The 19,497-nt window shown below is 37.1% G+C and carries 20 protein-coding genes; 15 read left to right on the top strand and 5 right to left on the bottom strand.

Features of this window, described 5'->3' with window-relative positions:
* Nucleotides 1-21: 21 nt before the first annotated feature.
* From M1D73_RS29570 to M1D73_RS29530, 9 genes are all read left to right on the top strand, one after another.
* Nucleotides 22-279, top strand: a complete 258-nt coding sequence (locus M1D73_RS29570; protein WP_241662798.1) for a hypothetical protein — start codon at nucleotides 22-24, stop codon at nucleotides 277-279.
* Complete coding sequence (locus M1D73_RS29565) at nucleotides 280-666, top strand: phage tail tape measure protein (RefSeq protein WP_241662799.1); 387 nt, start codon at nucleotides 280-282, stop codon at nucleotides 664-666.
* 118 nt (nucleotides 667-784) lie between these two features.
* Complete coding sequence (locus M1D73_RS29560; RefSeq protein ID WP_121868648.1) at nucleotides 785-1,636, top strand: HNH endonuclease; 852 nt, start codon at nucleotides 785-787, stop codon at nucleotides 1,634-1,636.
* A 278-nt stretch (nucleotides 1,637-1,914) separates the two neighbouring features.
* Nucleotides 1,915-4,437, top strand: a complete 2,523-nt coding sequence (locus M1D73_RS29555) for a phage tail tape measure protein (RefSeq protein WP_481158049.1) — start codon at nucleotides 1,915-1,917, stop codon at nucleotides 4,435-4,437.
* A gap of 12 nt (nucleotides 4,438-4,449) precedes the next feature.
* Entirely contained in the window at nucleotides 4,450-5,922 is a 1,473-nt protein-coding gene (locus M1D73_RS29550; protein WP_336458787.1) for a distal tail protein Dit, read from the top strand.
* Nucleotides 5,919-9,794, top strand: a complete 3,876-nt coding sequence (locus M1D73_RS29545) for a phage tail spike protein (protein WP_481158048.1) — start codon at nucleotides 5,919-5,921, stop codon at nucleotides 9,792-9,794. The genes M1D73_RS29550 and M1D73_RS29545 overlap by 4 nt, the downstream gene beginning before the upstream one ends.
* An 11-nt stretch (nucleotides 9,795-9,805) precedes the next feature.
* Nucleotides 9,806-10,174: a hypothetical protein gene (locus M1D73_RS29540; RefSeq protein ID WP_086404351.1), complete on the top strand. Its 369-nt coding sequence runs from the start codon at nucleotides 9,806-9,808 to the stop codon at nucleotides 10,172-10,174.
* Nucleotides 10,175-10,213: 39 nt separating this feature from the next.
* On the top strand, nucleotides 10,214-10,639 hold the full coding sequence (locus M1D73_RS29535) for a phage holin family protein (RefSeq protein WP_121868687.1): 426 nt from the start codon (nucleotides 10,214-10,216) through the stop codon (nucleotides 10,637-10,639).
* Nucleotides 10,639-11,355: a peptidoglycan recognition protein family protein gene (locus tag M1D73_RS29530; RefSeq protein WP_121868686.1), complete on the top strand. Its 717-nt coding sequence runs from the start codon at nucleotides 10,639-10,641 to the stop codon at nucleotides 11,353-11,355. Before M1D73_RS29535 ends, M1D73_RS29530 begins: the two co-directional genes overlap by 1 nt.
* 63 nt (nucleotides 11,356-11,418) lie before the next feature.
* Here M1D73_RS29530 and M1D73_RS29525 read toward each other — a convergent pair whose 3' ends face one another.
* From M1D73_RS29525 to M1D73_RS29510, 4 genes are all read right to left on the bottom strand, one after another.
* The gene (locus tag M1D73_RS29525; RefSeq protein ID WP_086385220.1) at nucleotides 11,419-11,901 is read right to left on the bottom strand and encodes a protein phosphatase 2C; all 483 of its coding nucleotides are present in this window, start codon (nucleotides 11,899-11,901) and stop codon (nucleotides 11,419-11,421) included.
* 158 nt (nucleotides 11,902-12,059) lie between these two features.
* Nucleotides 12,060-12,401 (bottom strand): YolD-like family protein, encoded by a 342-nt coding sequence (locus M1D73_RS29520; protein ID WP_086385219.1) that lies wholly within the window; start codon nucleotides 12,399-12,401, stop codon nucleotides 12,060-12,062.
* Nucleotides 12,398-13,663 carry a Y-family DNA polymerase gene (locus tag M1D73_RS29515; RefSeq protein WP_121868685.1) on the bottom strand — a complete coding sequence of 422 codons (1,266 nt, stop codon included), beginning with the start codon at nucleotides 13,661-13,663 and terminating at the stop codon, nucleotides 12,398-12,400. Before M1D73_RS29515 ends, M1D73_RS29520 begins: the two co-directional genes overlap by 4 nt.
* A 370-nt stretch (nucleotides 13,664-14,033) precedes the next feature.
* Nucleotides 14,034-14,255: a helix-turn-helix domain-containing protein gene (locus M1D73_RS29510; RefSeq protein WP_086404218.1), complete on the bottom strand. Its 222-nt coding sequence runs from the start codon at nucleotides 14,253-14,255 to the stop codon at nucleotides 14,034-14,036.
* 299 nt (nucleotides 14,256-14,554) lie between these two features.
* On the opposite strand from M1D73_RS29510, the gene M1D73_RS29505 reads away from it, so the two are divergent.
* The 5 genes from M1D73_RS29505 to M1D73_RS29485 all read left to right on the top strand — a co-directional run bounded on the left by M1D73_RS29505 (nucleotide 14,555) and on the right by M1D73_RS29485 (nucleotide 18,181).
* Complete coding sequence (locus M1D73_RS29505; protein ID WP_349917511.1) at nucleotides 14,555-15,850, top strand: FtsK/SpoIIIE domain-containing protein; 1,296 nt, start codon at nucleotides 14,555-14,557, stop codon at nucleotides 15,848-15,850.
* Entirely contained in the window at nucleotides 15,822-16,367 is a 546-nt protein-coding gene (locus M1D73_RS29500; protein ID WP_277712416.1) for a replication-relaxation family protein, read from the top strand. Before M1D73_RS29505 ends, M1D73_RS29500 begins: the two co-directional genes overlap by 29 nt.
* 19 nt (nucleotides 16,368-16,386) lie before the next feature.
* Entirely contained in the window at nucleotides 16,387-16,875 is a 489-nt protein-coding gene (locus M1D73_RS29495; RefSeq protein WP_163061996.1) for a hypothetical protein, read from the top strand.
* Nucleotides 16,876-17,060: 185 nt separating this feature from the next.
* Nucleotides 17,061-17,492 (top strand): hypothetical protein, encoded by a 432-nt coding sequence (locus M1D73_RS29490; protein ID WP_336458755.1) that lies wholly within the window; start codon nucleotides 17,061-17,063, stop codon nucleotides 17,490-17,492.
* Between the two features lie 98 nt (nucleotides 17,493-17,590).
* Nucleotides 17,591-18,181: a DUF3967 domain-containing protein gene (locus M1D73_RS29485; RefSeq protein WP_336458756.1), complete on the top strand. Its 591-nt coding sequence runs from the start codon at nucleotides 17,591-17,593 to the stop codon at nucleotides 18,179-18,181.
* Between the two features lie 103 nt (nucleotides 18,182-18,284).
* Here M1D73_RS29485 and M1D73_RS29480 read toward each other — a convergent pair whose 3' ends face one another.
* A complete protein-coding gene (locus M1D73_RS29480; RefSeq protein WP_079004476.1) occupies nucleotides 18,285-18,620 on the bottom strand; it encodes a hypothetical protein in 336 nt (111 codons plus the stop codon).
* Between the two features lie 297 nt (nucleotides 18,621-18,917).
* On the opposite strand from M1D73_RS29480, the gene M1D73_RS29475 reads away from it, so the two are divergent.
* A complete protein-coding gene (locus M1D73_RS29475) occupies nucleotides 18,918-19,418 on the top strand; it encodes a GNAT family N-acetyltransferase (protein ID WP_098770376.1) in 501 nt (166 codons plus the stop codon).
* The last annotated feature ends 79 nt before the right edge of the window (nucleotides 19,419-19,497 follow it).

The raw sequence follows: 19,497 nt of genomic DNA, 5'->3' as shown, positions 1-19,497 counted from the left end.
AACATGGAGTACATACGTGGTTTGGATGCCGAGATAGTTATTAAGTTGTATCTCACCGCAAAGAAAAAAGAGATGGACCGCATGTTATGGGAAGAATGGTGCGCCCTACAACCGTACTGTGATGAAACATTTCCTCAATTTAAACATAAGCGCGAAAATCCAACTCAAGAACAGGTACAACAATACAATGATTTTATCGAACAAATACCGAAACAGAAACTCACGAAAAAAGAAGTGTTCGCTCGAGTTGCGAAAATCCGCGGAAAGTCGGGTGGATAAATGGAATTATTTAAGATGTTTGGGTCAATCTTCTTAAAGGACGATCAGTTACAAAGAGGATTGACTAATGCAGAAAGAAGTGGACAAAGAACCACAGGTATCTTAGGGCGTGGATTTGGCCAAGTTGGACAAGCGGCAGTTGGATTAGGATCATCTGTAGGTGGTGCTGCAATTGCTATGGGCGGATTAGTCGGTGTTGCGGTAGGGGTAGGAGCTGCGATTGCTGGTGTGGTTAAGGTCGGTTCTGAATATACCCAGCAGATGTCAAAAGTAGAAGCTCTCTCTGGTTCTAACGCTTTACAAATGGCTGAACTGGGAGCGAACGCACGTAAATTAGGTGCTGAAACACGTTGGTCAGCTACAAATGTAGCTCAAGCCTATGAGTAAGTTATTGCTCGGTTGTGTGGAGACACACTTCAAAAAAATCAAGTGAATTCGGGGAAACCTAAACTATTTCATAGACTTCGCTAGTTGGGAATAATAAAATACTAGTGAGGTGATATGTTTGGAAAATAAGCAATGTATTACTTGTAAAAGTTATAAAAGTCTATCGAATTTTTCTAAAAGTAAAGTGGAAAAAGACGGGTTGAAAAAATATTGTAAAAAATGCGCTAGTGAAGCTAATAAACGATATAGAGATAAACATAAAGAAAAAGTCCTTGAATCTAATCGGGAGTGGTACAGAAAATCTAAAAGAAATAAAGATAATCGTACTGCTGAAGCCTTAGTGAAAGGGCAGAAAAAGTGCTCATATTGCAGTAAGATGAAAGATATCACAGATTTCTATACACGAGGTAACGGTGGATTTTATGGTGAATGTAAGTCTTGTCATAACTTGAAAGTTAAAAAGTACACAGATAAAAATAGGGAAGAAGTACTTAATAGAAAGCGGACATATAATAATAAAAATCGTATACGAATTAAAAATTATAACCATAACTATTATTTACTTAACAAAGAAGATGTGACAAAAAGACTTAGAGAGTGGAAAGAAAAAAATCCAGAAAAATATAGAGAATCTGTGAATATCAGTAATAATAGAAGACGCAAATTATTAAAGGAACTACCAAACACATTCACTAGAAATGATTGGATTCGTTGTAAAGACTTCTTTAGAAACGATGAAGGTTATATTCTTTGCGCTTACTGTAATAAAAAGTTAAAAAGAGCCACTCAAGATCATTTCATACCCGTCAGTAAATATGGAAGCTATTCATCTGATAATATTTTACCTGTTTGTCCATCTTGCAACAGTAGTAAATACAACAATGACTTTGATGAATGGTTTCAAAAACAAGACTTTTATTCCGAAGATATTATAAAAAAAATACATGAATATTTCCAAAGTGTGAAGTAGCATGGCAATCCCGAGCCAAGCCTGTGTGGAAACGACAGGAAGGTGTAACGACTAGATACAGTAAGCTAAACATTCAAGGTACTCAAACGAGTGCTTTTTTTATATGCCGAAATATCCACGAGCGCTTGACACCCTAACGTAAAGGCGAGGGTGAAGATATAGTCTGAACTGGGGATGAATTGACATCCCATAATGAGGTGAAAACCCCAGATGTATTGGATAAAGAGCCAGTACGATAACAATTTGATATGGCCCTTGCAGGCTGGGACTCCAACCAAATGATTGCAGCTAGTAAACCGCTACTTGATTTAGCGACAGCTGGTGCATTAGACCTTGCAAAAGCTTCAGATATAGTAACCGATACAATGACTCCATTTGGTATGAAAGCTTCAGAAGCAGGAAGAGCTGCTGACGTATTCGCGCTGGCCCAAGCGACTGCCAATTTAAACGTTGAGCAGCTTGGCGAAACCATGAAATACGCTGCTCCAGTAGCTGCTACATTTGGTTTGAATATTGAAGAAACTGCCGCGATTGCTCAAATTTTCGCAAATAACGGCATTAAAGCTTCTATGGCTGGTACGGCATTACGTGCTGGTTTATCTCGATTGGCCGCACCACCAAAAGAAGCTGCTAAATCATTATCTGCATTAAATGTAACTGTTAAAGATTCTGAAGGTAACATGAAACCAATGAATGAAATCATCGGCCAGTTACACGACGGGTTCGGAAAGTTATCTGAATCTCAACAAATCGCGTCTGCGAAAGCAATATTTGGTGAAGAAGCGTATGCAGGTTGGATTCAGGTTATTAAGGGTGGTAAACCTGCATTTGATGACATGGTAAGTTCTCTTGAATCTTCCGAAGGTTCTGCCAAAGTTATGGCTGAAACAATGGCCAACAACTTATCTGGTGCAGTTGACGGAGTTAAATCTAGATTAGAGAATTTGGGACTTGTTGTATTTTCTCATGTTGAACCTGCACTTGTTGCTATGACTAATGGAACAAATAGCGCAGTGAAATCTCTTACTGACTGGCTTGATCCATCTGGTAAAGCGGTCGAAGCAGCTAAATTAATGCAACAAACTGATCAGCAGTTAGCTCAATCTAAAGCTGTTCTTGATATGAATCTCAAAAAGGGGAAAATAACGCAAGAAGAGTATAACGAAAAGTTAGCTCTATCTAAGAAGCATGCCGAAGATATGATGAACGCTGATGGTATGTTAGCTCAGAAAAAAGAAGAGTTAAAAATGAAGGTTGAAGAAGGGAAAATGACTCAGGAAGAAGCTAATAAAATTCTTGATGAGTCTGAGGTTGAATATCAAAAACTTCAACAAGGTATTGAACAAACACGTCAACGGCAAGAAGCCATGAATAAAGTGTTCGAACCACTTCGCAATGCTATCGGGATCATCCAACAAGTCGGCGCCGCTATAGAGCAATTTTGGATTGCTGCAACTGGTGATAGAAATGCTTTAGTTGAAGGATACGACATCCTTACTAAACTAGGCTTTTCAGCTAATGCAATTCAGTTTATACAAGAAACTACAGCGGCAGTGCAATATGGTGTAGAAACTATGAAAGCTCTCGTATCTGGTGATTGGGGAGCTGCAAGTAATTTCTTAGATAAGTTAGGTTTTTCACCTGAGCAGAAAGCGGATATTATTATGTTCGTTCAGGATGTGCATGCTCAATTGAGTAGTTTCATAGAAAATGTACAATCCTTGATAGTAGCGCAAGCACCAGTAATTATGGGAATAATTAGCGCTACTTGGGAATTTATTAAAGGTGTATTTAACACAATAGCTCCTTATTTAATACCTTTACTGACGGATGTCCTCAACTTTGTGAATGGGATTATAGCGCAAATTACCTCGTTTTGGAAAGAAAACGGAGATCAAATTGTACAAGCCGTAAAAAATGCCTTTTCAATCATTCAATCTATTATAACTTTTGTAATGCCAGCTGTAATGATGATTGTAAAAAGCGCATGGGACGCTATAAAGGATATTATCCAGGGTGCTGTTAATCTCATTATGGGAATTATCAAGTTTTTCGCATCTGTTTTAACTGGTGATTTCTCCGGAATGTGGACAGGGATAAAACAAATTTTCAGTGGTGCAATCCAATTAATCTGGGGGCTTATTCAATTTTCATTTGTTAAACAAATTTTCGGCGCAGTGAAAGGGCTTGCATCTTCTTTTGGCTCTACGATTAGTAGCATGTGGTCTACTGTTGTTGGATATTTCAAGACATTTATTAAGGAACCAATCGCTTCTGTAGTTCGTATGGCAATTGATATAGGTGAAGCCGCTATGAAAATTAAAGACAAACTGATTAATCCTATTAAAGAAGCTTGGAATGGAATTATGGGATGGATTGATAAAATTAAAAATGGCGTAGCAAATATGTTTAGTGGTATTCACATTCCTGTTCCGAAGATTAGTGTAAATGGATCACTAAATCCTGTTAATTGGGCAAGTGAAGGTTTACCATCTTTCAGTGTTAAGTGGGCTGCAAACGGCGCTTTAATTAAAGCAGGTAACCCTACATTAATCGGGGTTGGGGATGCTCGAGGATATGACGAAACGGTGTTACCCCTGCGCAAACAAACCTTTGATGCCATTGCTAATGGAATAATGGGGTCACTACCATTAACTCAACAAGCTGGAGCACAGCAATATGCATCACAAGGTCCAACTATCTTGCAAGTTAATTTGAACGGCAGAGAAATAGCGAAGGAAATCTACTCAGATGTTAGCAAGTTTCAAGAAAGCGAGAAAGAAAGATTGAGAGTATTTTAGGCAGGTGATGATATGACTGGAATTAGTTTCTTTAGTTTTAACGGGAAAAGCAATCCGAATGTAATCCCATTGCAGGGTAAAAAACGCCCTGCATGGGCTCCTTTGGAACGTACATTTCTTGAAGTTCCTCACTATCCAGGTGGGCGTTTGATAAGAACACAAACAAAAATGAGGAAAATAATTGTACCAGTTTCATTATTTTATGAATCTATGGAAGAGGCCGAAAAGTTAAAGGAAGAAATAGCTAATTGGCTTATTACAGACCAACCTCAAGAACTGATCTTTGATGATGAAAAAGATCGTACGTATTTGGCCGTTATTGATGAATCTTTTGACCCACAGCAATTAGTGAATTTAGGAGAAGGAGTACTTACTTTTATTTGTGAAATGCCATATAAATTAGGTCCTACAAGAACCATAGAATTTCAAGCTAATGAGCGTGGGCTAGTAGCGAATATTCAAAACAAAGGAAGTCTCGAATCTAACCCAATTATTGAAATTGAGGTAACGAAAACCGCCACTTTTCTTGATGTATGGAATGGAGATAATTACTTTCGTATTGGATGGCCGCTTAGAATGGATCAGGTACCTGTTGAGAGAAATCAGCGTGTTATGTGGGATGAAATGTCTACCACTATAGGATGGACGGATGTTCCGAATGCAGAAGATATGGTAGGGGGAGGAGCTTTCAAAGTGGATGCAGGCTCACGCCTAGTTCCGGTTTATTTAGGTGAAACAAACATAAAAGGATGGCATGGTTGCATAGCCAAAAAGAACATTCCGCAAGGGCCACTGCAAGACTTTATTATGCAGGCGTATGTTGGGGTAAGAAGCTCGCATCCAGATCAAATGGGACGCGTTGAAATAGGTTTATTGGATGAAAACAGTGACTATGTAGCTCGTATTTCTATGAATGATGTCCATTGGCAAGCTGAACAAAATACAGGGTTCGCTAAGCTTGGCAACAAAAAGAAACCAGCTGGTGAGCGAGTACTTATAAATGAACCAGGGGACCATCCTACTACATGGAATCAATATCGTGGTCGCTTGTGGTTAGCGCGTACCGGTAATAGGTGGGAAGCGTATATTTCTAAGTTTTTATGGAATACCGAAAAGGATGACTCGGAACGCTTTGTTGTGTGGGAAGATGAAAACAATGTGAATATGGACAAAGTGGCACAAGTTCAAATTAGCATCAGTCAATTTTCGGATAACATGTTCTGTACAGACATGAGCATTGATGATTTGAAAATCTGGAAGGTCAATATGAATACACAAGATAATCCACCTTACATTTTTGATGTTGGAGATAAGGTAGTTATTGATACCGAGCGAAGCCTTGTATCGATTAACGGTAGAAAAGTTATAAATTTAAAAGATATATTCAGTGATTATCCAGTTGTTAGAAAAGGATCAAACAAGCTTGAAATTATGCCTTCCGATGTGGGAATAGCCAAAGTAACATATAGGGAGAGATATCGATGAGAGCACCTAGCGGCACACTTCATGTTATTGATTTTAAAACGGACCAAATTGTTGCTAATATCCAGCCACAAAATTATTGGGATGATATACGTCATTGGGAGATTAAGAACAATATCGATACTTTAGAGTTTAAAGTGTTTGATAATACAGAGCATGCAGCGACACTTATGCAGCAAAATTTAGTTTTAAAAGAAGTACGTGATGGACGGATTGTTCCTTACGTTATAAATAATGAGGTTGAAAAGGATTCAAGAGATAGGTCACTTACTGTACGTACTTCGGGTGCATGGGTTCAGATGGCCAAAGACGGTTATATCATGCCACAACGTATAGAAGGTAAAACAGTAAATCAATTCATGGATATGGCTCTTGTAGGTACGAAGTGGAAACGTGGAAAAACAGAGTATGCTGGTTTCCATACCATGACCATTGATACCATTATAGATCCTCTTACTTTTTTAAAGAAAATAGCTTCTTTATTTGAATTAGAGATTCAATACCGTGTAGAAGTAGTCGGTTCACAGATTGTTGGCTGGTACGTGGATATGGTGAAAAAACGCGGTAGAGACACTGGCAAGGAAGTAACTTTAGGGAAGGATTTAGTCGGTGTTAGACGTATTGAGCATTCTAGGGATATTTGTACTGCCTTAGTCGGATTCGTTCAGGGCGAAGGGAATACCATCATCACAGTTGAAAGCATTAATGATGGTTTACCTTATATTACTGATAGCGATGCCTATCAACGCTGGAACGAGAATGGTAAACATAAATTTGGCTTTTACACTCCAGAAACAGAAGAACAAAATATGACACCAAAGCGTCTCTTGACTCTTATGAAAACAGAGTTTGCAAAACGCGTTAATACTTCTGTTGTTTACGATGTAGAAGGCGCAGCTATAGGGCGTGTATTTGGATTATCTCACGAGATAATTAATGAAGGAGATACAATTCGAATTAAAGATACTGGATTTACACCGAAGCTTTATTTAGAAGCACGTGCAATCGCTTGTGATGAATCATTTACGGATTCTTCACAAGATAAATATATATTTGGTGACTATCGTGAAATTACCGATCCAAACGAAGAAATGCGAAAATTATACAATAGAGTACTTGCTTCTTTAGGTAATAAAGCTAATAAAGAACTATTAGAGCAACTAGAAAAGTTGGCAGAAGAAGCGAAAGGGACAGCCGAACAAGCTCAAAAAGAGAGTCAGATAGCAAAAGAATTAGCCGAAAAAGTTCAAGAAAATCTAAAAAATAATACCGTGGAAATCATCGCAGCTGTAAATCCGCCAACAACGAATCTTAAAATTGGTAAGACGATATGGCGAGATATCAGTAATGGTAAACCTGGTATCTTAAAAGTATGGAACGGTAAAGATTGGGAACTTCTTATTCCTGATGTGGAGTCAGTTAAGAAAGATACACTTGAGCAGGTTAATAAGGATATTAAACTCACAAAAGAAGAATTAAATAAGAAAGTGGAAGAAGCGCAAAGTGAAACCAATGGACAATTCAAGGAAGTTAAAAATAGTCTCCAAGAAGTTTCGCAAACGATTAAAAATGTACAAAACTCTCAAGGTGAAATTGACAAAACTGTCTCTGAAATGAAACAAACCAACGAAAGTTTTACTAAATCTATTGAATCTTTAATAAAAAAAGACGGTGAAATCACTGAAAAATTAAGTACAGTGGTAGAGACTGCTGAAGGTACGAAAAAGACCATCTCTGAGATGCAGCAAACAACTAATAATCTAAAGAAAACCACAACTGAAATTACAGAAAAGGCTGGCCAGATTAGTGAGAAGTTGGAGATCGTAGAAAAGAAATTTAATACCGATAAAGCTGGAGGGCGTAATCTGTTATTAGATTCAAATGTCAAATATGAAAAAACAGATTATCTAATCAATCCATATTCTCTAACTGAAAATTTTGTTCCAGGTGAGGAATATACTTTTGTAATTAAAGGGAGTGTCCCGCAAGGCCAGAAATTTGGAATTTGGCAGAATGGTGGTTCAAATAATGTTGGATATGCAACAAGTTTTTATGCGAATGGTATTACCTATGTAACTTTTAAAGCTGTAGTAACAACGAGTGGAAATGAAAGAAAGTTAAATCTGTATAACTTTCCAAATAACAATACAAAATCCGTTGTAGAATGGGTTGCTTTATATAAAGGTAATAAGCCACAGGATTGGACACCAGCTCCAGAAAACCAAGTAACGAATGATGAATTCACTAAAAAAACAACTGAGATCGAAAAAAGTGTGAATGGCGTAAAAACCACTGTAACCAATGTGCAAAATCGCCAATCCGGATTCGAAAAGCGTATGACTACAGTAGAGCAAACAGCAAGCGGGCTATCCACCACAGTTAGTAATTTGAACAATGTAGTATCCGATCAAGGAAAAAAGATTACCGATGCTAATTCTAAAATTCAACAACAGGCCACAGCAATTGAAGCAAAAGTTGGAATTAAACAAGTAGAAGATTATATCGGTGGTTTTCAAATACCTGAGTTAAAGAACACTGTTACAAAAAACAAGCAAGATTTATTAGATAAGATATCTAAAAAAGTAGCCACTGAAAGTTACAATACAAAGGTAACAGAGTTAGAACGTCTTATTTCCGCAAATGCAAAGGGTATTAGTCTTGCTGCAGTTAAAACAGAAGTATATACAAGAATAGAATCTGATGGACGTTATGCTGATAAAGCTTATGTTGAAAGACAAGCAGCACGTATTGATTTAACAGAAAAAGCAATTACTAGTACCGTACAAAAAGGCGACATCATTTCTGCTATTAACCAGACAGCCGAAAAGATTACTATTAGTGTTTCAAAACTTGCTATCAGTGCTGATACAATGGTGCAATGGTTAACTGCAAAGGGTATTGATACGAATATCATCAAAGTTAATGGCGATAAAATTACCATCGATAAAAACGGCGTTACTATTAAAATGTTAGACTTCCTTTTTGAAGATGAATGGGGAACGAAAACAACCGTTATGCCAAAACGAAATTTAATAGCCGATCATGATTTTTCTAGTGTTCCAAAATTGAACATAGGTAACTCCAATTATCAGGGGTTTGGTGCTGGATACGGTCTACCTTGGAAAGTACAAGGAAACGGTGTAGTGATAGAAAATAATACTTTTATATTTAACTATGAACAAATGGTAAATGCAGTCCGGGTTGACACGTATAATTATCCAGAAACAAAAGTTCAAAACGGGATTCATCCAGGAAACTCTTATACATTATCAGCCCATTATAGAACCGCACAGATTAATGGTGTACGCGTAACAGCAAAACCACGATTGCAGGTATGCTTTGTTACGCCATTGGATGAAGTGAGTTATAAAATTTGGCACGAAATATATAAAGATTTTCCAGAGCCATCTACATTTTATGGTGAAATTAGAAGGTATAATTTCACATTTACCGTTCCTAACAATTACAATCCACAAGAACATATGATTGTAGTTAAAGTTACAGCTGCAAATGCACAAGTTTCTGCGGGTAGAGCTGTTTGTGTTTCAGGGATAACATTGGTTAGTGGTAACTATGCTTGCATGTATAACTGGGATCGTGCGGCAGCAGAAAGGGCTGATGGTCTTCAACCGTTTAATAGAATTGCTATAGGCAGCGTAAATAACAACATAGGTCCAGCTGCTCATGGGCAGACCTTTGATATAAGTACAGAAAAGGATGTATTTATAAATCAACCTATTCTAACGCAGGGAATAAATTTAGGGCGTAATAAAATGGGCCAAGCTGGGTCCATTCGTTTCTTTGATGGCGGTCAAGGCTATGGGTTTTATTTTATGGGAATGGGAGGACAATGGTACAAGCTACCTAACGTTTAGGAGGAAAATATATGGATGAGTACAAGGATTTACAAGGTTATCCCTTACAAGCGGGGCAAGGTGCTCCGTTTGCTGGTAGGTTAGTAGATTCAGAAAGAAACGAAAACGGAGTATTTGTGCGAATTCCTTTTGATATGCTAAACAATGCCGGTTTATATGGTGCGAATAAAGTAGAGGTGTGGGGGGAAACGGATGGAACGATATATTTCCGTATTGCAACAAGATGCGAAATATGTAAACGTGGCGCGCGTTTGTATGAATTAGAAACGGGTTTTGGGAAAAAGAAACTTTGTTCTGATGATTATTTCTCATTTACTGGTCAACGTCCTCCGCAAGAGACACAAACAACTGAAAATACAACGCGAATAGAGCAGTCATAAGCTGGTCTTTTTTTATTATCTAAAAAAGGAGAGAAAAAGATGGATCGTATTGATGTATTATTTAAAACCTTTATTGCCACTTTTGGTGGCTTCTGTGGGTATTTCTTAGGAGGATGGGATGCAACATTGAAAATCTTAGTCACAATGGCAGTTATTGATTATTTAACTGGCATGATTGCAGCAGGATATAACGGAGAATTAAAAAGCAAAGTTGGTTTCAAAGGCATCGCCAAAAAGGTGGTGCTTTTTCTTTTAGTTGGAGCGGCAGCTCAATTAGATGCAGCGTTAGGAAGTAATAGCGCTATTCGTGAAGCAACAATTTTCTTCTTCATGGGTAATGAATTGCTTTCACTTTTAGAAAATGCTGGTCGCATGGGTATTCCGTTGCCACAAGCTTTGACAAATGCAGTTGAAATTTTAGGTGGTAAACAAAAACAAGAAGAGGAAAAGGGAGATGTTCAATAATGGAAATCAGAAAAAAATTAGTTGATCCAAGTAAATATGGTACAAAGTGTCCGTATACAATGAATCCAGAATTTATCACAGTCCATAATACTTACAACGATGCTACAGCAGAAAATGAAGTATCTTATATGATTCGCAATGATAACCAAGTATCATTTCATATTGCAGTAGATGATAAAGAAGCAGTACAAGGAATCCCTTTAGAGCGTAACGCCTGGCATGCTGGCGACGGTAACGGGAATGGTAATCGTAAGTCTATCGGAGTTGAAATTTGCTACTCTTTAAGCGGTGGAGATAGATACTATAAAGCGGAAGACAATGCCGCTATCGTTGTAGCTCAACTCATGAAACAGTACAATATTCCAATTAGTAAAGTTCGCACACACCAATCATGGAGTGGAAAGTATTGTCCTCATCGTATGTTAGCAGAAGGACGTTGGAATAGCTTTATTGAAAGAGTACAAAATGCATATAACGGTGGAGGTAATAATATGAAATGGACAATGAGATCAGGCGGATTAGGAGTTAGTTTAGCTCAAGAAATTATGGATAAACTCGCTGAATTCAAAGTGAAGGGTAACTTAGTTTATGAAGCAGATGGTATTTTCTATCTACAATGTGAACCTGTTGACGATCGTAATAAATTAGGTGCTATCACATGGTATTTCAAAGATTATAAAGGTTGGTATTGTGACGTATATCAAGTGCAAGCTTAATATAGCAAAAGAATAGTTTGATTAACAAAAATAAGAGCCGTCCTGTTGGGCGGCTTTTATTATTTAAGATGCGTTATAAATCATAGATACAACTTCAGCTCTTGTTGCAAAGTTACTTCCACGTGTACCATCAAAGATACCTAACTGTCTTGCGCGTTGGTCGGAGTAATAGAATCCCGCTTCAGGGCTCCATAACTGTATGCCTTTTTTGGCTAATATCATTGCAGCAGCCTCACTACGTGTGACCCAGTCACTTCCGCGGGTTCCATCTGTTATATGCAGCCCCATTAAAGTATATCGTGCGTAATCATAGCCGAAATCCCCGGACCATCCAAGTATGTCACGGGTCATCATTAACCACATGTCTTGTCGAGTTGCTAGGTTGTCCGGGTTATAAGATGTGATAATCCCTTTTCTCATAGCCCAATTCATTTGGTTATCAGCCCAATGAGCCGACGCTTCTTTAGGAGCGACAGTTGCGAAACCAGCAGATAACATAACAGCTGCTGCGGCAACAATCATAAACTTTTTGAGTTTCTTTAACATACGTTCCATCCCTTCCCCTATGTAAAATTATTACATTTACATTTTACAGATGATTCTACAAAATGTAAATATTTAGTTTTATGAAAATTTCATAGTAGAATGGGAATCGTATGTATACTTGAAATGAAAAAAAAGCCGTCTTGTTGGGCGGTCCTTTTTCATTTTGCATCAATAATATCGATAAATTTCAACGTTATATTATTATAAAATGCATCCGTACAAATTATAGATTTAGTTAATGGATCGATATCAATGACGGTCATATAGCTAGTAAGTAAAAATCCATCTTCATAATATGTAATTAATATTTCTTCTTCAGAAAGCAGCGAACATAATAGCATATTCTCAATAAGTTCTTGTTCATCCTGGGTTAATGTAGGGCGTTCTACTTTTGTCTTGTCTTTAATAATCTCACGGATACCTGCGAATTGTTCTGGCATCGCTGCGAATGGAGTCCATTTGACCATTCCTCGTCCTTTTGGCATATTAGCGTTGTTCATGCTTTATGTCCCCCTAACAATGTGTTTCTGTATCTTGCTGTTGCAATATTTGTATACGAAATTCCTCTTAATATGCTGTTCTTACCAAATTTAGTGCGTATTTCATCCATTACTTTAGTTAGTTTCATTTCTTTTTCTCGTTGTATTACATTATCGAATAGTGAGATTTGTTCTTCGCCTTCATTGATTAAGTTAGTTAAAGAAACATTGATGGTTCTAATGGGTTCTCCAGTATAAAACTCATGTAAAAAATATGTACAAATCTTATAGATATCCATTGTTAAATTGGTAGGTCGGTTCATAGTGTGAGTTTTTCTGAAACCACCAGCGTAATTTTTGCTATAACCAATGGAAAAATGAATAGTTTGAGCTAGTTTGTTTTGCCTTCGCATTCGATAACAAACTTCTTCAATATGCTCCAGTAGAATAATCGGAAATTCTTCTATAGTGTAATCACGCATAAGTATTTGGCTCTTGCCAATAGAAGTTGTTGCTGGAGCGTATTTTTCTGATATGCGGCTAAAATCTATGCCGTTACTATGTAAGTGCAATTCTTCGCCAATGACCCCGAAGCTTTGCTTTAAGTATTTGAGTGGGTATTGCGCTAAGTCTCCGATTGAATGAATTCCTTTTCGGTTTAACTTCGCTTCTGTTTTCCCCGAAATCCCCCAAAACTTACTAAGTGGTCGTATTGGCCATAATTTTATGGGTACATCTTCGTATTTCCAGTATGCTATGCAATCTTTCGTTTTCTTTGCTTCCACATCTAAAGCGACTTTGCTCATTAAAGGGTTGGGACCAATCCCTATCGTGCATTCGATTCGAGTCTTCGCATATATTTCACGCTTGAATTTCAAGGCAAACTCATACGGATCTTTAGCAAACAAATGAATACTATCCGTTATGTCCATAAAGAACTCATCGATGGAATATTGGTGGAAATCCTCAATAGGCACGTATTGTAGAGCCAACTTAGTGATGAAATTAGAGCATTTTATATAAGTGCTCATAATTGGATTCACCACAAGGATATCTTTACGACGTGGTATTTCGTATAATCTTGCCATTTTCTTAACACCCAACGCTTTTAATGGCGGAGTTGCAGCCAAAACAATCGAACCGCTCCTATTCACATCACCGACTACAGCTAATTTAGTATGAAGTGGGTCTAATCCCATCTTGATGCAACTGACTGAAGCATAGAAGCTACGAAGATCTACACATAAAACAATTCGGTTTGGCAATATTGAATAGTCATACACCGTTATTCCTCCTAAATAACAGAACGTTAGTTCTTATTATATACGAATGTATGTTCTTTTATGAAGAGGTTTTTTCAAAAAAATAAAAAGCTGACCATATTTAGTCAGCTTTTTATTAAAAGAAGATACGCGATATAGTACTTAAAACCTCTGATATTCTTAGTAATATTAACAGGCTTGTTGCTTTGATTTTAAAACTAGGCTGGTTAACCGTTATTTTAAATTTGATTTTCTTTCCATTATTATTGAAATTAATTTGCATTTTAAATCCCCCTCATACTTATTAAAGAGGGACAAGTAATTAAAAAATCAAAGTGGTAGGAAAAATTCAAGGAAAAAATAATCAGCCCCTGGTTTTGAGTGCTGATTATCACATCCAAAAGTCATTTTCATTTATGTTTTTTCCTAATTTTTTTAATCCCCTTGTTATTTGGGATATAGTCGAAAATTTAGGTGTGTATTCTTTATCATTACATACTTTCGAAATCGTACCTCTACTTAACTTGGCGGCCTTCTCTAAATCTCCTTGTGTAATCCCTTGCTTGTCTAACCAGCGACCGAACTTACTACGTTTTTTACCTAATCCGAACACCTTTACCACCTCATGAATAGCTTGCCCTTTTCGTCATTTTTTTAAACACGAGAAAAAAACTGACATAAAGACCAAACAGTACACAATACTTTTTACCATACCAAACAAATTGCGATTCTCAGTTCCAAATTGCTAGCCTTTTAAAACTTCGTTTCACCTATTCTGAATAGAATTCGCTCACGGAATACTATTTCAGACATTGAAAGATTAGTATTTTCAATGATTCATAATTGTTTTTATCTCTTCTAATCTCCAGGGACTATTCTTGCAGAATACATAAAGAAGGGTGGTGCGAGTTTGTGATATTTGAGTTAGTAAGTTCAGCTGCAGTCGGTGGTGTAGTCTTCCTATCAAAAATGCATCAAAAAGGAGCAACAAATGATGCCTCTAAGATTCAAAGGATCTGCGTTAATTGTGGTTTGAAAGTAAAAGAAGGGAAAGAGACTAGGACCATACAGCTACTCCGTAAGACGAGGAATGAATGGGGAGTTGAGTATGCATATAGGATTCCGCTCGGCCTTAGCTTCTCCGATTTTGAACAAAAGATACAACATTTAGAAGATGGATTAAATCACAAGAGCAAAGTTTATGATTTTAAACTACAAGACTTCAAATCTCTTCGAATGCGAAAAGATATCTTAAATCAAATACAAAACATCATAAGCAGGAAAAAACTCGTTAGAAAGGAAATTGAGCTGTTTTACGATGGGCTACTTAAAATACGAGTTTACGAGAAAGGGATTCCTGATTTCGTGAAATTTGAAGAAGAGATGATAAAGCAATGTAGGGGATGGGAAGTACCTATTGGTTATACAAGGGATGGATTGATAAAACACGACTTTGACCAGTTATCACATATGATCTCTGCCGGTATGACGGATATGGGTAAATCTAATGTACTAAAGCTCATCATTACATCCTTGGTACGCAACCAATCAGAAAATATAAAGCTATTCCTTATAGATTTGAAGGGTGGTCTCTCTTTCAACCGTTACAGATTCCTAAATCAAGTCGAATCGATTGCGAAGAACCCAGAGGAGGCGCTTGAGACTCTAAGGAAATTACAAGATAAACTGAATGCAAGAAACGAATACTTACTAGAAAAAGGATACGAAGATATAAAAGAAGCCGGAGATCCAGTACGGTATTTTGCAATCGTAGATGAAGCAGCCGATATAGCGCCATACCAGGAGTGCCAGGACATTATTGTTGATATTGGTCGTCGTGGCAGGGCGGCTGGATTCCGTTTAATATATGCAACCCAATATCCGACGAATAGCGCTATGCCGTCACAACTGCGTCAGAACATTGGCGCTCGTGTTTGCTTCAGACTGCAGACAGAAGCCGGGAGTCGTGCTGTGCTAGATGAAGGCGGCGCAGAGAGTCTTCCCAACATAAAGGGAAGGGCTATATATCAAACGAACGAGAAGAAGGTCGTACAGACGATTTATATCGACAATAAGCAGATTGATAACATCATAAAGCCGCACATCAATATCAGAGCGAGAAAGGAGCATGAAAATGCAAAAGTTAGCAATGAAGGAAGCCCGAACGGAAAGTATACTCTTGAGCTTGAAGAAACTCGGCTTTCTTAGTAGGAAGCAAATTCAGGTACTTCATGATCTTGGCGGTGACAGGAATGCTTCTCGTGTTATGAAGGGGATTGAAGAATATGTATCTAGCTTTAGAGATGGAGAAAAGATTTATTATCTCAACAAGGAAGGGCGTGAACGTATCGGAAGTAAGAAGATACTCAAGCGTTCGAATCAATTTCGTCATTACATTATGAGGAATGATATTTACATTGCTTATGAATGCCCGAAAACGTGGAAGCAAGAAGTAAAAATGAATGTGAAAGGTATTGTCTCTATAATCGCGGATGCACTATTTACGGATAATGGCCGTTATCACATTGTAGAAGTTGATCATGAGCAAAAGATGAGCGCTAATCGTATCAAGATGCAGAAGTATCGTAAGTTAATTGAATGCAATGTATTTGAAAAGACACCTAAGTTTATTTGGTACACTACGACGGAATATCGCAGAAAACAACTCCAGAAGCTTTGCGAAGGATTGGATTGCAATATCTTTACGGTTACTGATTTTCATTAAAAACAGGGAGATGGTCCATATGGCAACGGAGACAATGAGCATAAAGGATTTTATGGATAGTAACTATGGAGCAAAGAAAAAATGGAGCTTGTTCAAAAAGAGAGCAAAAAAATACGCACCCGTGGCGGCGCGAATAGGAATTATGATTGGCAGTGTAATTATATTCAATAATTTTATAGATATTCCTCATGTATTTGCTGATGGAAATAATCCAGATGTGAATGAGGTATTTAAAGATGTGCAGTCCAATGACGGGGCAATAAAAAACTATATAGATGGTCAACTGTATAATCGTATTGTAAATGCGTTTGAACCGGTTATCTTCTTGATTAAAGCAGTATCCTATCCTATTGCATCCGTTGTAGCGTTATGCGGTGGGCTGTTCATTATGGTTGGTAGCCAGGAACGGGGATTCTCGCTAATAAGTCGTGCAGGGATTGGTTATATAGTTGTTCAAATGATTCCGTTGTTTATGCGATTACTTGTTGAGATTGCTAAGGCTATTTAGTCCTACTTAATGTAGGACTTTTTCATATGATAATAACTATCTATCGTTATTATCAGACAACATATCTTAACTCAACATTCGCAATAAATAGTTTTATGTTTCTAAAATTGTAATATATTTACATATACGAGAATCGAAAGTATGATGAATGTGCAAGCTATAAAACTATTAAAGGGGGATTTTTTATGTTAAAGAAACTAGCAATTGGAGCATTAGCGACTGGGGTCATGTTATCTGGAGCTGGCGGTGTGATGGCGGCAGAAAACACACCAGCTTTAAGTAAGGAAAAGGTTGCAGACTTAAATACTTTAAGTACGGCGTATACTACTGTTAATGTCTATGGGAGCACTGTTGAGTTTGCTGTAAAAGGCTTAGAAAATCCATTCACTTCAACGTATTATCAAAAAATAGCTTGGACAAATAGTTATTCTGATCCAAATAATTACAATACATTAGCAGTAGCATATCCACAAAGCGGGAATGATTATAAGGCATATGGATATGAATCATTAAATAATGTTAAACAAAAAATCAGCTCTGGTCAGACTGTCTATGGTTTCGCTCTAGCAAAAAACGGAACATGGTATCCGGCTGGACAAGCTACAATTAACTATTAAGATTTAAAACAAAAAGGAGTCCTAGTAGGCTCCTTTTTTTACTTGCAGGAATTTCTTAACCATCATGGAATACTCTCACTAGGAGGTGTTGTGACGTTATGACGGACGAAATTGTTTATTCTGCTAGTGAAGTATATAAACGACTAGGAATAAGTGATAGCACCCTTAGAAAGTACATGGAAGTATTGTCACGAGAAGGATTCGCTGTAAAGAAAGATAATCGTGGCAGACGCCAATACACAGACAGTGACATTATGGTCATTGAGAAATTAATTGAACTAAGTAAGCATGACGGTATGACGTTAGAAAAGGCAGCGAAGATGATTGCGCAGCAAATAGAGAAAGTTAATCCGGATCTGATTCAAGACGAGGCTGAGGAAACGGACTTAGTGCCATTCCACATTAAAAAGCAACTACAGGAACAGTACAGCGTTATGGCGCAAGAAATGAATCAGAGTATGTTAGCGATGGAGAAGCGATTAAGTGAGCAGGCCAAGCAAAGTAATGAAGAAATCAAAGCGAGTATAGAATCGCATAATGAACGAGTGGAAAAACGATTGGAAGCAAGAGACGAGACGCTTATGAAGACACTACGTGAGATGCAGGAAACGAAGAGAATGATGCAGGAGTTTCGGGATGAGGTTGCTGCTGCGAAAGAGAAGAAAAAGCCTTGGTGGCGGTTCTGGTAATGAAAAATCTCTAAGTAAGTAGAAAAGTAAGAAAGGCATGCTTTTCTACTTACTAATGATTCCTAAGGTCCTCCTGCTACGTTACCAGTAGCTTATCAGAGTTTTAGCGAATATATATATGTAATTCAACTAAAGAAAATAGAATAAAAAAGCCACCAGCAAATGTTAAAAATATTAAGGAAAAAATTAAATTTGGAATTAATAATATCTTTATGCATTTCTCTTTACGTAAGGACCTAATTGAAAAAGTAACGCCGATAGTTAGTGGAGTGATAAACGCAAAAAATATATAAGTAAGATCACGAATAGTATCTTCTGTGGAAAATCTTCCAGGGACGGGGTAAATAAGTTCATACATATAAGCATTATAAATATATAAAGCTATGCAAAATATAATATTTGCTCCAATTGCGATACATGAATTTTTTAACACTTTCATCTGTCTACTCCTTTAAGTAAGTCATTCCTGATATTACAACAAATAAGAAAATTTTACATCTTAATATTATGTCGAATACTAATAAAAAAAGAGTTCCTTCGAGATACATGTAATTTGGAATTATGGGTTTTATTGTAGTTCTATTATCAAATTTTGGTATAAAAAAAGCCGTGGTGGAAGTTCTGGTGAGAACAAGGAGGTTCCCTTGTGAAAGTAGGGTTCCTCTTTGTCTTTGCTACCGAGAATGATGCGCTTTGTTAAACCCACTTTAAATAAAGCATTAGGAGGAATGTACTTATGTCTAATGAAGTTTTGCCTTTCACAGTAAGACTAGCTGCTTCAGAAGATTTTTCGGATATATCAAATATAAACAAGCAAGTTCAACAGTTGCATATAGAGGGAAGGCCAGATATTTACTCTGATACTTCAGATTCTTTGGATCACAATGCATACGAAGAGTGGCTTAATGATAAAACCATAGAGATATTTGTAGTAGAGGACAATAATAAAGAGATTCTTGCTTACATAATTTTAGATATTAAAGAACCATCCGAAAATCCAAAGTTAGTTGAGCGAAAAGTACTCTTTATCCGCAATATTGGTGTAAGTGAAATATGTCAAGGAACAGGAATAGGAAAAATATTAGTACAAAAAGTATTTGAGTATGCTAAAGAAATACAAGCAACAAGTGTAGAATTAAATGTTTTAGAATTTAACAAGAAGGCTATACGATTCTACGAAAAACTTGGATTTAAAACACAGAGTCGGCAAATGGAATTTGTGTTACCTGATGCTTAAAACTATTTCCTATATCGATAATCTTAAAAATGAGCTAGCGGTGGCGGTTTTAATAAGAGGGGATATAAAAAAGAAGTAT

The organism is Bacillus sp. PK3-067, assembly GCF_056738645.1.
This window is presented reverse-complemented; position numbering and strand designations above follow the sequence as displayed.